Origin of the sequence: Streptomyces sp. ADI95-16 (genome assembly GCF_003721495.1) — a bacterium.
GTDB lineage: Bacteria > Actinomycetota > Actinomycetes > Streptomycetales > Streptomycetaceae > Streptomyces > Streptomyces goshikiensis.
In genome coordinates, this window is sequence record NZ_CP033581.1 from 3579132 (window position 1) to 3593604 (window position 14473).

The 14473-nt window shown below is 71.8% G+C and carries 11 protein-coding genes and 1 tRNA gene; 4 read left to right on the forward strand and 8 right to left on the reverse strand.

The genetic code is table 11. From position 1 onward, the window contains the following. Positions 1–301: 301 nt before the first annotated feature. Positions 302–1789, forward strand: a complete 1488-nt coding sequence (locus EES41_RS15655) for an aminopeptidase P family protein (RefSeq protein WP_174261814.1) — start codon at positions 302–304, stop codon at positions 1787–1789. Between the two features lie 159 nt (positions 1790–1948). Here the strand turns inward: EES41_RS15655 and EES41_RS15660 are convergent. From EES41_RS15660 to galU, 7 genes are all read right to left on the reverse strand, one after another. Beyond that, positions 1949–2022 (reverse strand) — tRNA-Ala (locus tag EES41_RS15660). A 78-nt stretch (positions 2023–2100) separates the two neighbouring features. Then, a complete protein-coding gene (locus EES41_RS15665; RefSeq protein WP_123078938.1) occupies positions 2101–3156 on the reverse strand; it encodes a hypothetical protein in 1056 nt (351 codons plus the stop codon). Positions 3157–3293: 137 nt separating this feature from the next. Then, a complete protein-coding gene (locus EES41_RS15670; RefSeq protein WP_123078940.1) occupies positions 3294–3896 on the reverse strand; it encodes a GNAT family N-acetyltransferase in 603 nt (200 codons plus the stop codon). A gap of 17 nt (positions 3897–3913) precedes the next feature. Continuing rightward, positions 3914–4525: a molybdenum cofactor biosynthesis protein B gene (locus tag EES41_RS15675; protein ID WP_123078942.1), complete on the reverse strand. Its 612-nt coding sequence runs from the start codon at positions 4523–4525 to the stop codon at positions 3914–3916. After that, a complete protein-coding gene (gene moaC, locus EES41_RS15680; RefSeq protein ID WP_008741807.1) occupies positions 4522–5001 on the reverse strand; it encodes a cyclic pyranopterin monophosphate synthase MoaC in 480 nt (159 codons plus the stop codon). Before moaC ends, EES41_RS15675 begins: the two co-directional genes overlap by 4 nt. 73 nt (positions 5002–5074) lie before the next feature. Then, positions 5075–6466: a gephyrin-like molybdotransferase Glp gene (gene glp / locus EES41_RS15685; RefSeq protein WP_174261690.1), complete on the reverse strand. Its 1392-nt coding sequence runs from the start codon at positions 6464–6466 to the stop codon at positions 5075–5077. Between the two features lie 4 nt (positions 6467–6470). After that, on the reverse strand, positions 6471–7373 hold the full coding sequence (galU, locus tag EES41_RS15690) for a UTP--glucose-1-phosphate uridylyltransferase GalU (protein ID WP_008741805.1): 903 nt from the start codon (positions 7371–7373) through the stop codon (positions 6471–6473). Positions 7374–7467: 94 nt separating this feature from the next. Between galU and EES41_RS15695 the strand changes: the two genes are divergently transcribed. Then, the gene (locus tag EES41_RS15695; RefSeq protein WP_123078944.1) at positions 7468–8076 is read left to right on the forward strand and encodes a 5-formyltetrahydrofolate cyclo-ligase; all 609 of its coding nucleotides are present in this window, start codon (positions 7468–7470) and stop codon (positions 8074–8076) included. A 3-nt stretch (positions 8077–8079) separates the two neighbouring features. Here EES41_RS15695 and EES41_RS15700 read toward each other — a convergent pair whose 3' ends face one another. Then, positions 8080–10977 carry a penicillin acylase family protein gene (locus EES41_RS15700; RefSeq protein WP_123078946.1) on the reverse strand — a complete coding sequence of 966 codons (2898 nt, stop codon included), beginning with the start codon at positions 10975–10977 and terminating at the stop codon, positions 8080–8082. Between the two features lie 260 nt (positions 10978–11237). On the opposite strand from EES41_RS15700, the gene EES41_RS15705 reads away from it, so the two are divergent. Further along, complete coding sequence (locus EES41_RS15705) at positions 11238–12716, forward strand: potassium/proton antiporter (protein WP_254211764.1); 1479 nt, start codon at positions 11238–11240, stop codon at positions 12714–12716. A 411-nt stretch (positions 12717–13127) separates the two neighbouring features. Then, the gene (locus EES41_RS15710) at positions 13128–14450 is read left to right on the forward strand and encodes an MFS transporter (RefSeq protein WP_123078950.1); all 1323 of its coding nucleotides are present in this window, start codon (positions 13128–13130) and stop codon (positions 14448–14450) included. The last annotated feature ends 23 nt before the right edge of the window (positions 14451–14473 follow it).

The window sequence follows — 14473 nt, forward strand, 5'->3', positions numbered from 1 at the left end:
TCGCGTTCGCGACCGTTCCTCCCGCCCGGCGCGCGCGGGCGCCTCGCCGGGCACCGGGGAACGCGGAACGCGCGCCGCCGCGATAAGGCGGGCGGCAGTTCGGGCGGCGGCGCGGCGCGCCACCCGCCCGGTTCAGGACAACGTGCGCAGCGGCACCGGCCGGCGGCGGCGGCCCGTCTCACGGGCAGAGATCAACCGGCGCCCCGGCCGCCCCTACGATGGCGGACGGCCTCACGCGGTTCAGAGGCAGTCGTGACCGATTTCGATTCAGGAGGCAGTCGTGACCCAGGCGACGTCCGAGATCCAGGACCCCGGCCAGGAACTCCAGACCCCGGAGACCACCGAGGACGAACAGACCGACGGGACCGAGGCCATAGAGCAGCGGAAGAACGGTCTGACGGGCGGCGTGAGCGACGCGCTGGCCGAGAACATGAAGCAGGGCTGGGCCGACACCGAGCGCCACGACCTGGAGCCCATCGCGCAGGCCCCGCACACCGCCCGGCGCCGCTCCGAGCTCTCGGCCCGCTTCCCGGGCGAGCGCCTGGTGATCCCCGCCGGCAACCTGAAGATCCGGGCCAACGACACGGACTACCCCTTCCGTCCGTCCTCGGACTACGCGTACCTGACGGGTGACCAGACCCAGGACGGCGTCCTGGTGCTGGAGCCCGCGGCGGACGGCGGCCACCTGGCCACCGCGTACCTGCTGCCCCGGTCCGACCGCGAGAACGGCGAGTTCTGGCTCTCCGGCCAGGGCGAGCTGTGGGACGGCCGGCGCAACAGCCTCACCGAGAACGAGCGGCTCCTCGGCCTGCCCTGCGCGGACGTCCGCGAGCTGGCCGCCGCCCTCAAGGAGGCCACCGGCCGGGTCCGCGTGCTGCGCGGCCACGACGCCGGCATCGAGGCCGCCCTGAACGACAAGGTGACCGCGGAGAGCGACGAGGAGTTCCGCGTCTTCCTCTCCGAGATGCGCCGCGTCAAGGACGAGTTCGAGATCGCCGAGCTGCGCTACGCCTGCGAGTCCACCGCCCGTGGCTTCGAGGACGTCGTCAAGGTCCTCGACAAGGCCGAGGCGACCAGCGAGCGCTACATCGAGGGCACGTTCTTCCTGCGCGCCCGCGTCGAGGGCAACGCGGTCGGCTACAGCACGATCGCCGCCGCCGGCCCGCACGCCACCACCATCCACTGGGTCCGCAACGACGGCGCGGTCCGCTCCGGGGAGCTCCTCCTGCTCGACGCCGGCGTGGAGACCCGCAACCTCTACACCGCCGACGTCACCCGCACGGTGCCGATCGACGGCCGCTTCACCCCGCTCCAGCGCAAGATCTACGACGCCGTGTACGAGGCCCAGTCGGCCGGCATCGCGGCCGTGAAGCCGGGCGCCGACTACCGGGACTTCCACATCGCCGCGCAGCGCGTGCTGGCCGAGAAGCTGGTCTCCTGGGGCCTGTTCGGCGACATGGACCTGGAGAAGGTCTGGGAGCTCGGCCTGCACCGCCGCTGGACCATGCACGGCACCGGCCACATGCTCGGCATGGACGTCCACGACTGCGCGGCGGCCCGCACCGAGCTGTACGTCAACGGCACGCTGGAGGCGGGCATGTGCCTGACCGTCGAGCCGGGTCTGTACTTCCAGGAGGACGACCTGACGGTGCCCGAGGAGTACCGCGGCATCGGCGTCCGCATCGAGGACGACATCCTCGTCACCGAGGACGGCAACGAGAACCTCTCGGCGGCCCTCCCCCGCCAGGCGGACGAGATCGAAGCCTGGATGGCCGCCCTCCGCGCCTGACCCCGCCCCGGCCCGCCCCTGACCCCAGGGCGCGGGCCGGTCCCGTTCCGAGCGGGCCGACCGCCCCGAACACCCCCGCAAACGCCGAGATCCCGCCCGGTCTTATGACCGGACGGGATCTCATGACGTTCCCGAGAGCTACTCGCGAACTGTCGTTTGTGGACCTGTGGGGATTTGAACCCCAGACCCCCTCGATGCGAACGAGGTGCGCTACCAGACTGCGCCACAGGCCCTTGCGACGTGTGAAACATTAGCATCCCCGCGCTGGTGCTCCAAAACCGGTATCGGGGAGCGTCCGCGCAGGTCACCGATCACTCGTTCGCGGCGCGCGGGCGGTCCTCGCCCTCGTACTGGTCGAACAGCGGCGTACGGCCCCGGTCGCGGCCGCGCGGGCGCGGCGGGGACTGCTTGGCGTCCACCGCGGAGTCCGGCTTCGCGGGGGCCGGGACGTGGGGCTGGGCGCGCAGCCGGGGCTCCGTGGGCTCCGCCGTGCTGGAGCGGGCGGAGCTCCACCCGTCCGGGGCGGCCGGGCCGGTGGCGCGGGGGGCGACCGGGGCCGTCACGTACGTGGGCAGCGGGACCGGGACCGGCTCCCAGCTGTCACCGCGGGCCGGGCCGCGTTCGCGTTCCCGCTGCTGGTCCACCCACTCGGCGTGGTCGGTCTGCTCGACCAGCGCGCGCCGCCCGGCCTCCTGGGGGGAGACCGGTGGCGCGGGGTCCGGGTCGGCGCCCTCGGCGGGGGCATCCTCGGGGTGGCGCCGGCGCGGGCCGCGGTTCTCCCGCAGCTGCCGGGCGGCCGCCTCGGCACGGCGCCGGTCCATCGTGAACTCGTAGCGCCGCCGCTCCTGGACCCGCAGGTGGACGATGTACGCGCTCAGCAGGACCGCCGGCACCGCCGGGGCCCACAGGAGGCCGAGCCCGCCGACGGCCGCGACGACGGCTCCGAGGGTGAAGACGAGGAAGAGGAGCGCCGTGGTGCGCCGGCGGCGCGCGAGCACCTGGAGGCGCTGTTCGCGCCGGGCCCGCTCCGCCCGTTCCACCCGGTCGGCCGCGGCCGACCGGGGTTCCGCCCTGGTCGGGGGCACGCCGAGGACCCGGGCGTCGGCGTCCACGGAATTCACCGTTTCCGTCGTCGCGTCCGGGTCCGCTTCGGGCCGGGCCTCCGCCTCCTGGTCACCGCGCTCCCGCAGTCCCCTGGCGTAACGGCGCTCCATTCCCGCCCGGCCGGAAAGCAGCCGAATGGCGGTGGAGAAGCGTTCCGTCGGACGGGCTTCGTTCAGCTCGTCCTGCCTCCGGAGCCACATGGGCACCAAGTAGGCGGCCCAGGCCCCGACAATGACTGCGTAGATGAGGCCGCTGCTGCTCACCCTCACACCGTAGAGGGGCGCGGCCGAGCGGATCGGCCAATTGAGCCGGTGTGTCGCACGATCAGGCTGATATCACGGACTTTTTTTGTGATTCTTCGGATCAAGTTATGGACGATTCCGGTTCTAATTCGAACGCATTATCGATTCAGCCCCGGATTGGCCCGCCGCCAGCGGCGCAGCAGCCCCTCCGGGACCTCCTCCGCCGTGAGGGCGAAGACGAGGTGGTCGCGCCACGCTCCGTCGATGTGGAGGTAGCGCGGGCGCATCCCCTCCTCGCGGAAGCCGAGCTTCTCCACGACCCGGCGGCTCGGCCCGTTCTCCGGGCGGATGCACACCTCGATCCGGTGCAGGCCGACCTTCGCGAAGCAGTGGTCCACGGCCATCGCGACAGCCGTCGGCATCACGCCCCGCCCCGCGATCTCGCGGTCCACCCAGTAACCGACGTGACCCGCGCACATCGAGCCCCAGGTGATCCCGGCGACCGTCAGCTGCCCGACCAGCCGGCCCTCGTACTCGATGACGAACGGCAGCATGCGGCCCGCGTTCGCCTCCGCCCGCAGATGGCGCACCATCTGACGGTACGTGGGCCGCTGGACCACCGGCCCCCACGGCGCGGGCGGCGGGATCGTGGCCTCCCACGGCCGCAGCCATTCGCGGTTGCGGCGGTTGACCTCGCGCCAGGCGCGCTGGTCCCGCAGTCTTATCGGCCGGAGCGTGACATCGCCGTCCGCCAGCACCACCGGCCAGGAGGGACCGTTCAGCTCTCGCTCCCGGTGGCTCCGGCCGGTCTGGGATGGTCTCCGCCCCGGAGCTGGTCCACGGCGTGCGGCAGGATCCGGGCCAGGACGGCGAGGCCGTCGCGGACGCCGCCCGTCGAACCCGGGAGGTTCACGATCAGGGTGCGCCCGGCCACGCCGGCGAGGCCTCGGGAGAGGGCCGCGGTCGCCACCTTCGCCAGGCCCTCGGCCCGGATGGCCTGCGGGATGCCCGGGACCTCGTAGTCCAGCACCCGCGCGGTGGCGTCCGGGGTCCGGTCGGTCGGCGAGATGCCGGTGCCGCCGGTGGTGAGGATGACGTCGTACCCGGCGGCCACGCCCTCGCGCAGCGCCTGCTCGACGGGGTCCCCGTCCGGGACGACCCGCGGGCCGTCCACCGCGAAGCCGAGCTCCTCCAGGGCCGCGGCGAGCAGCGGGCCGCCCTGGTCGGCGTACACGCCCCGCGAGGCCCGGTTGGAGGCGGTGACCACCAGCCCGCGCGGCGACGGCCCCGCCGCGGAACCGCTGCCGGCGGCGGGGTCGGGGGCGGTCACTGGGGCGGGACCGAGGCCGTGGCTGTGGCTGTGTGCCTCGCCGCCGCGCGGGGGGTTCATGCGCGGCTCCAGTCGCCGGACTTGCCGCCGGTCTTCTCCTCCACCCGGACGTCCGTGATGACGGCGCCCTTGTCGACGGCCTTGACCATGTCGATCACCGTCAGTCCGGCGACCGCGACGGCCGTCAGCGCCTCCATCTCGACGCCCGTGCGGTCGGTCGTCTTGACGGTGGCCAGGATCTCGACGGCGTCGTCGGCGACCGAGAGGTCCACCTTCACGCCGGAGACGGCCAGCGGGTGGCAGAGCGGGATCAGGTCGGGGGTCTTCTTCGCCCCCATGATCCCGGCGATCCGCGCGGTGGCGAGGGCATCGCCCTTCGGTACGCCCTCGCCCCGCAGCAGCTCGATCACCCGGGGGGAGACGAGGACGCGCCCGCTGGCTCGCGCCGTACGGGTGGTGACGTCCTTCGCCGAGACGTCGACCATCCGGGCCGCGCCGGCCTCGTCGATGTGCGTCAGCCTGCTGTGCGTGCTCATAAGTGGTGCCGCTCCCGCTCCGGGCCCCGCAAGGGCCTGTGTGGTGCAACACGCTACCCGCACCGACGGGGTCTCAGCCGAGCAGGATGACTTCCAGCTCCGCGCCCGGTTCCACCGAAGTGACGTCCTCCGGTACGACCATGAGCGAATCGGCGTGCGCCAGCGCGGCGATCAGGTGCGAGCCCGATCCGCCGACCGGGCTGACCGTGCCGCTCCCCGCGTCGTACTTCCCGCGCAGGAACTGGCGCCTGCCCGCCGGGGAGCCCAGCGCCTTGTCCGCCTTCAGCTCCGCTCGCACGCTGGGCCGGTTCACGTCGGGCAGGCCCATCAGCGCCCGGATCGCGGGACGCACGAACAGCTCGAAGGAGACGTACGAGGACACCGGGTTGCCGGGGAGCGCCAGCAGCGGCGTGTGGTCGGGGCCGATGGAGCCGAAGCCCTGCGGCTTGCCGGGCTGCATGGCGAGCTTGCGGAAGTCCACCCCGCCGCCCTGGACGTCCTCCCCGCCGGAGCCGCCCGAGCCGCCCGAGCCGCCCGAGCCACCGGAAACACCCGAGCCACCCGACCCGCCGACGGAGGTCAGGGCCTCCTTGACCACGTCGTACGCCCCGACGCTGACCCCGCCCGTGGTGACCAGCAGGTCCGCCCGGATCAGCTGGTCCTCGATGGTGGCGCGCAGCGTGTCCGCGTCGTCCGAGACCGCGCCGACCCGGTAGGCGATGGCCCCGGCGTCCCGGGCGGCCGCGGCGAGCGCGAAGCTGTTGGAGTCGTAGATCGTCCCGGCCGCCAGCGGTTCGCCCGGCTGGACCAGCTCGCTGCCGGTGGACATCACGACCACCCGCGGCCGCGGCCGCACCCGTACGGTGCCCCGCCCGATGGCGGCCAGCAGCGCGATCTGCGGCGGCCCGAGCACCGTGCCCGACGCCAGGGCGAGGTCCCCGGCCTGTACGTCGCTCCCCCGCGCGCGGACGTGCGCCCGGGCCTCGGCCGCGCGGTGCACCCGTACCTCTCCGGCGGCGCCCTCGGGCGCGGCACTGGCCGGGGTCATCCCGGAGGCGGCGCCGCCCCCGGTGCCGCCGTCGGTCCACTCCACCGGTACGACGGCTTCCGCGCCGGGCGGCAGCGGGGCGCCGGTCATGATCCGGGCACTCTGACCGGGTCCGACGGTGGGCAGCTCGCCGCTGCCGGCCGCGACGTCCCCGATGACCGTCAGCACCGCCGGGAACTCCTCGCTCGCGCCCTGGACATCGGCCACGCGGACGGCGTACCCGTCCATCGAGCTGTTGTCGAAGGGCGGAAGGGCGACGGGCACGGTGACGTCCTCGACCAGGACGCAGCCCTGGGCGTCGAGCAACTGGAGCTCGATGGGCTCCAGCGGCCGGATCGCGGCGAGGACGTCCGCGAGGTGCTCGTCCACCGACCACAGACGCTGCCGGCCGGTCTCCTGCGGTGCGGAACTGCTCAAGGTGCTACATCTCCTCCGTGACGTAACGGCGAAGCCAGGTGCGGAACTCCGGGCCCAGGTCCTCACGTTCGCACGCGAGTCGGACGATGGCCCGCAGGTAGTCCCCGCGGTCCCCGGTGTCGTAGCGGCGGCCGCGGAAGACCACTCCGTGCACCGGACCGCCCACGCTCTCGTCGGCGGCCAGCTTCTGCAGGGCGTCGGTGAGCTGGATCTCCCCACCGCGGCCCGGCTCGGTCTCCCGCAGTATGCCGAAGATCGCCGGGTTGAGGACGTACCGTCCGATCACCGCGTAGTTGCTGGGGGCGTCGGCGGCGTCGGGCTTCTCGACCAGGCCCGTCACGCGGACGACGGCCGGGTCGTCGGTGGGCTCGACGGCGGCGCAGCCGTAGAGGTGGATGCTGGAGGGGTCCACCTCCATCAGCGCGACGACGGTGCCGCCGGTGCGGGCCTGGAGGTCGACCATGTCGCGCAGCAGCGGATCGCGCGGGTCGATGAGGTCGTCGCCGAGGAGGACGGCGAAGGGCTCGCGGCCGACGTGCGGCTCGGCGCAGAGCACGGCGTGACCGAGTCCGCGCGGGTCTCCCTGACGGACGTAGTGCATGGTCGCCAGGTCGCTGGACTCCTGGACCTTCTTGAGCCGGTCGTCGTCGCCCTTGGCGATGAGCGCCGATTCCAGCTCGTAGTTCCGGTCGAAGTGGTCCTCAAGCGGCCGCTTGTTACGCCCTGTGATCATGAGTACGTCGTCCAGCCCGGCGGACACGGCTTCCTCGACCACGTACTGGATCGCCGGCTTGTCGACGACGGGCAGCATCTCCTTGGGCGTCGCCTTGGTCGCCGGGAGGAAGCGAGTGCCGAGGCCCGCGGCCGGGATGACGGCCTTTTTGATCACGGGGTGCGACTGAGTCATGGCAGCACGATAGTGGGTCGTTCCGTAAGCCCAGGTGAGATGCGGATGAATAGATCCACTTACACACCCATTCCACAGGAGATTTGAGGCCGTTGTGGTAGCTACCCCGCCAAACCCGACCGCGAAGGCGCTCCTGCGCCGGGAACTGCTCGCCGCCCGTCGCGCCTTGAGCCCCGAGGACTGCCGTACGGCGGCCCGCGCGCTCTCCCGGTCCGCCCTCGGGCTGCCGGAGCTGGCCGGGGCCGGCACGGTCGCCGCGTACGTCTCGGTCGGCACCGAACCCGGCACGCGCGAGCTGCTCGACGCCCTGCGCGCGGCCGGGAAGCGGGTGCTGCTGCCGGTGCTGCTGCCCGACAACGACCTCGACTGGGCGGCGTACGAGGGCCCGGGCAGCCTGGCCGAGGCCGCCCACCCGGGGAAGATGCGGCTGCTGGAGCCGGCCGGGCCTCGGCTCGGGCCGGACGCGGTGACGGGCGCCGACGCCGTGCTGCTGCCGGGGCTGGCGGTGGACGCGCGCGGGATGCGGCTCGGCCGGGGCGGCGGCTCGTACGACCGGGTGCTGGAGCGGCTGGAGCGGGCCGGGGCGCATCCGGCGCTGGTGGTGCTCCTCTACGACGAAGAGGTGGTCGCGCGGGTCCCGGAGGAACCGCACGACCACCCCGTCAAGGCGGTGGCCACCCCGTCGGGGGTGGTCCGTTTCTGAGCCCTAGGGCTTCAGGGTCAGGGTGTCGACCGTCGCCTTGTTCACGGCTTCCTTGCCGAAGGGCCACTCCAGCAGCTCGCCCTTGGCCCACATCGTCGTCTGGTCGGTGTAGTGGGAGTGGTAGGCGTGCCCCGAGGCGCCGGTCAGGTTGATCCAGCGGGACTTGTCCAGGTCGTTGAGGTTCACGACCATACGCATCGAGGGCACCCAGGTGACCTCGTACCCGCTGGCGGCGTTCCAGCCGGTCGCGTTCACGGTGGCCTCGCCGCCGCCCAGGTTCCACGGGCCGCGGTTGAGGAGCCACTGCATGAAGCCGGGGCCCTCGGTGCCGATGGTCTGGTTCTTCAGCGTCAGCTGGTGCAGGCGGCCCCAGGTCCAGGTGGACTGGTCCTTGCCGAGCTTGGCGGTGAGCTCCCAGCGGGCGTCCTCCATGGCCCGGGCGAACAGCTCGTCACGGGTGGCGGTCGGCTTCTGGTGGATGTTCGGGGCGGGCGACTGCCACCACGGCGAGTTCTCGTCCTTGACCAGGCGGCGGACCACCTCGAACCAGCGGTCGCCGCCGTCGGGCTGCGCCGAGTCGGAACCGCGGGTACCGCATTCGCGGACCGTCTTGGCGAGGTCGTCGACCGGGCCGGAGTCGGACTCCTTGACGTTGGTGCAGCTTTCCTCGACCCGCAGTTCCTTCGGCATCTTGTCGCCGAAGGACAGCTTGAGGATGTTGCGCCAGACCGCGTTGAAGTACGCGGCCGCCGCCGAGTCGGGCTCCTGGGTGTAGTTCCAGCCGTCCAGCAGCTTCTGCGCGGAGCGCACGTCCGGGTCCTTGACCTGGATCTTGGCCAGCATCGGGGTCAGCAGCGCGGCGATCTCGCTGCTGTTGTCCATCTGCATGGTGCGCATGTCGTCGGTCGAGATCTTGCCGCTGTCCTTGATCTTCGCCTCGATGAGGTCGTTGATCCGCTGGCTGCGGGCGCCGTAGCCCCAGTCGGTGGTCAGCGTGTACGGGTACTTGCCCGCCCCGGTGCCGCTCTCGGTGACCGCCTGGTTGGCGGTGACGATGTAGCCGCGGGCCGGGTTGAGGTCGTACGGCATCTCGTCCTGCGGGATGTAACCCGCGTTGCCGTCCTTGCCGCCCTTCCAGGCGTACTTGGAGTCCCAGCCGGGGGCGGGCATCCGGCCGTCGCCGGAGCCGCGGACCGGGATGCGGCCCGGCGCCTGGTAGCCGATGTTGCCGGTGGCGCCCTTGCTGTCGGCGTAGATCAGGTTCTGGGACGGCACCTCGAAGTCGCGCGCGGCGGCCCGGAAGGTGTTGAAGTCCTTGGCCCGGTCGATCCTGAAGACCGCGTCCATCGACTTGCCGGGGTCCAGGGCGGTCCAGCGCAGGGCGACGGCGTAGCCCTCGCCCCGGTCGGGGGCGGAGCTGGCGACGGGCGCCCGGTCGCCGACCGTACCGAGTTCCTCGCTGCGGTCGGAGACCAGCGGGCCGTTGTTGGTGCTGCGGACCGTGATCTTCTTCTCGCCGCCTCCGGCGATCTTGATGACCTCGTCGCGGACGGTGAAGGGGAGCACCTTGTTGTCGTAGACGTAGCCCTCGGGCTTGACCTGCTCCAGGTAGAGGTCGGTGACGTCGGCGCCGAGGTTGGTCATGCCCCAGGCGATGTCGGCGTTGTGGCCGATGACCACGCCGGGCATGCCGGAGAAGGTGAAGCCGGCCACGTCGTACTGGCACTTCTCGGAGACCGCCCGGCAGTGCAGGCCCATCTGGTACCAGACGGAGGGCAGCTGCGGGGAGAGGTGCGGGTCGTTCGCGAGGAGCGGCTTTCCGGTGGTCGTGTACTTGCCGGAGACGACCCAGGAGTTCGAGCCGATGCCGCTGCCGTTGGGGCCGAGGATCGCGGGGATCTTGTCCAGGGTGTTGGCGAGCGCGCTCATCTGGCTGCGCAGGCCGACGGTCGCGCCCTGGGCGGAGGCGTTGCCGGCGAGACCGGTGGCCGTACCGGAACCGGAGGCCGTACCGGAGCCGGAGCCGTTGCCGGAGCCGCTGCCGGAGTCGTTACCGGTGCCGGAGCCCTTGCCCGAGCCGTTGCCCGTACCGGATCCGCTGCCGGAACCGGAACCCGAGCCGGAGCCCGTGGTGGCGCCCTGCGGGGTGTACTTGCCGCCGTCGGTCTTGCCGCCCTCGACGATCGGCTTGTTCCGGTCGAAGGGGTACGGCGGGTAGAGCTCGTCGATCTGCGCCGGCGTGAGCTTGCCCGACATCAGCGCGCGGTCTATCTCGTCCTGCATGTTGCCGCGCAGGTCCCACGCCATCGCCTTGAGCCAGGCGACCGAGTCCACCGGGGACCACTGCTCGGGCTTGTAGTCGCCGCTGATCCCGAGGGCCGCGTGCTCGACGGAGAGGTCCTTGCCGGACTTCCCCTTCAAGTACGCGTTGACCCCGTCGGCGTAGGACTGGAGGTACTTCTTCGTCTCGGGCGAGAGCTTGGTGTCGTACTCGGCCTGCGCGACCTGGCGCCAGCCCAGCGTGCGCAGGAAGGCGTCGGTCTCCACCTGGCCGGATCCGAACATCTCGGAGAGGCGCCCGGAGGTCATGTGGCGGCGTACGTCCATCTCCCAGAAGCGGTCCTGGGCGTGGACGAAGCCCTGAGCGCGGAAGAGGTCTTCGTCGTTGTCGGCGTAGAGCTGCGGGATTCCGCTGGCGTCGCGCTTGACCTCGACGGTTCCGGTCAGGCCGGGCACCTTCAGGGACCCGGTCGTCTGGGGGTACGAGGCGCGCACGGTGTCCACGCTCCAGTACGCGCCGTAGCCGAGGCCCGCGAAGAGCGCCAGGACCAGCACGAGCACGATCAGACGGGCGCGTCGTCCCTTCTTCTTGACGGAAGGGGCGGTTTCGTTGGCGGGCATCGCTGTCCTTAGAGGGGCAGGGTGGTCCTGGGAGTGCTGGGAGCAACCATAGGCGCAGGACCGGGTCCGATGATCCGGCAGGGGTGGAGCTGCTGGAGACAGGGCGGATCAGGGGTTTCACAATGTGGTTATCGCGTAAAGAGCGCGTCAAATATTAGGTAAGGTAACGAAGTACTTGCCGAACTTGTCGCCGGGAGGACCGATCCGCCAGGCGCGTTGAGGAGGGCCGCCCGCTGACCGTCCACACGCTCAATGAGCTCCTGCTGGTCTGCTCGCTCGTACTGCTCGTCGCCGTCGCGGCGGTGCGCGTCTCCTCGCGCAGCGGCCTCCCCAGCCTGCTCATCTACCTCGGCATAGGTGTCGCGATAGGCCAGGACGGCATCGGCAACGTCGTCTTCGACAATGCCGAGCTCACCCAGGTCATCGGGTACGCGGCGCTCGTCGTGATCCTCGCCGAGGGTGGTCTGGGCACCAAGTGGAAAGAGATCAAGCCGGCCCTGCCGGCCGCGATCGTGCTGTCACTGGTCGGCGTCGCCGTCAGCGTGAGCGTGACCGCGGCAGGAGCCCACTACCTGGTCGGGCTCGACTGGCGGCAGGCCCTGCTGATCGGCGCGGTCGTCTCCTCGACCGACGCGGCGGCGGTGTTCTCGGTCCTGCGCAAGGTGCCGCTGCCCGCGCGGGTGACGGGCGTGCTGGAGGCGGAGTCCGGGTTCAACGACGCCCCCGTGGTCATCCTGGTGGTCGCCTTCGCCACGGTCGGCCCGGTGGACGAGTGGTACGTCCTGATCGGCAAGATCGCGCTGGAGCTGGCGATCGGCGTCGCGATCGGCCTCACCGTGGGCTTCCTGGGGTCGTACGGGCTGCGGCACGTCGCCCTGCCCGCCTCCGGCCTGTACCCGATCGCGGTGATGGCGATCGCGGTCACGGCGTACGCGGTGGCCGCGATGGCGCACGGCTCCGGCTTCCTCGCCGTGTACCTGGCGGCGATGGTGCTCGGGAACGCGAAGCTGCCGCACTGGCCGGCGACGCGGGGGTTCGCGGACGGACTCGGCTGGATCGCCCAGATCGGCATGTTCGTCCTGCTCGGCCTGCTGGTCACCCCGCACGAGCTGGTGAACGACTTCTGGCCCGCGGTGGTGATCGGCCTGGTGCTGACGATGGTGGCGCGGCCGCTGGAGGTCTTCATCAGCCTGCTGCCCTTCCGGCTGCCCTGGCAGGAGCAGGCCCTGATGTCGTGGGCCGGCCTGCGCGGCGCGGTGCCCATCATCCTGGCGACGATCCCGATGGTGTCCGGGATCGAGGGCAGCGAGCGGGTCTTCAACATCGTCTTCGTGCTCGTCGTGGTCTACACCCTGGTGCAGGGGCCGACCCTGCCGTGGCTGGCGCGGAAGCTGAACCTGCGCGACAACGACGAGGCCGCCGCCGACCTCGGGATCGAGTCGGCGCCGCTGGAGAAGCTGCGCGGGCACCTGCTGTCCTTCGCCATCCCGCCGGCCTCGCGGATGCACGGCGTCGAGGTGAGCGAGCTGCGGCTGCCGGCCGGGGCGTCGGTCACGCTGGTGGTCCGGGACGCGAAGAGCTTCGTACCGGCGCCCTCGACCGTGCTGCGGCGCGGGGACGAGCTGCTGGTGGTGGCCACGGATCCGGTGCGGGACGCGGCGGAGGCGCGGCTGCGGGCGGTGGCCCGGGGCGGCAAGCTGGCCGGCTGGCTGGGGACGGGCAGCGAGACCGCGCACTGACCGGTTCAGGCCTGCGACCAGGCAGGATCACGCCAATTTTTGATTAGAGTAACGTTCTAATTGGCGGTTTCGTTGGCGTGCGGGGCGGTTTGCCCTCGTTTCGCAAGCCCCGGAATGCGAAGTTCCAGTTAATCGCAGGTGAAGACACGGATTGTCGTCGGAATCACAGGGCGTGACGACCGTCTCCCCTGTACGATAAAGGCACAACAGATCGAACCAACTCTGCCTGACGCAGAGCTGGCGCGACCGCAAAGCGGCCGTGGCTCCCTCCCGCAGTGGGTGCCCAGGTATCACTCGGTTCTGCGCAAGAGGACAGCTCTCGGGGCTCCCACACGTACGGGTGCGGCCGCTCACAAAGCGGAACACCGTCCGCAGACGGGGAGTTCTACCAGGCAGCGGAAAGGCAAGGCCGTGACATCCGCGGTCACGACCGAGAACTCCGCCCGCCCCGGCTACGGACAGCTGCTGCGCACCCCCGGTGCCGCCGGCTTCCTGCTCCCCGGCTTCGCCGCCCGGCTCCCCTTCGGAATGCTGACCATCAGCATCCTGCTGCTCGTCCAGCACACCACCGGCTCCTACGGCAGCGCCGGCATCGTCGCCGCCGTCACCGGCATCTCCATGGCGCTGTGCGCCCCCGTGACGGGCATGCTCACCGACCGCTTCGGCCAGAGCGCCGTGCTGGTCCCGGGCGTCCTGCTGCACTCCGCCGCCGTGAGCGTCCTCGCCGCGCTGGCACTCGCCGGTGCCCCCGTCTGGGCCCTGGCGCTGGCCGCCGTCCCGGCCGGCGCCTCGGTCCCCCAGGTCGGGCCGATGGTCCGGGCCCGCTGGGCCGCCAAGCTGGAAGGCTCACCGCTGCTGCCGACGGCCGCCGCGTTCGAGTCCGTCACCGACGAGTTCACCTTCGTCGTCGGCCCCGTGCTGGCCACCGCCCTGTGCACCGGCATCCACCCGGCCGCCGGCCTGGTCACCGAGGCCGCGCTGACGCTGATCGGCGGCCTGGTGTTCGCCGCCCGGCGCGCCAGCCAGCCCAAGCCGCACGCCGAGAGCGCGAGCGGTGCGCCGCACGCCTCGGCACTGTCCTTTCCCGGCCTGCGGGTCCTGATCGTCGCGTTCCTCGGGATCGGCGCCGTCTTCGGCGGCATGCAGGTCTCGCTGGCCGCCTTCACGGCCGAGGCCGGAAGCCCCGGCGCGAACGGCCTGCTGTACGGCGTCTTCGCCGCCGGCAACATGATCGCGGGCATAGCCTGCGGCGCGATCGCCTGGAAGATCGGCCCGCGCCGCCGCCTGCTGCTGGGCTACGTCGGCCTCACCGCCGCCGCGTCCCTGCTGTGGACCGCCGGCTCGATGCCGATGCTGGGCGGGCTCGGCCTGATCGTCGGCCTGTGCATCGCCCCGGCCCTGATCACCGGCTACACGATGGTCGAGTCCCTGATCCCGGCGAACGCCCGTACCGAGGCCTTCACCTGGCTCACCGGTTCGGTCGCCTTCGGGCAGGCCGTCGCGGTGATCGTGGCGGGCCGCCTGACCGACGCCCACGGGGCCTCGTACGGCTTCCTGGTGCCGATGGCGGCGACCGCGCTCGCGCTCGTCACCCTGCTGGCACTGCGCGCCAAGCTGGCGCCGCAGACCCCGGGCCGGATCGTGAACGCCTCCCCGGCGCAGGCCGCGGCGACCGCTCCGGAGGCGGCCGACGAGCGTGCTCTCGGTCACCGAGTGCCGGTGACGGTGGACTGAACGCCCGGAATACGTCACCATGG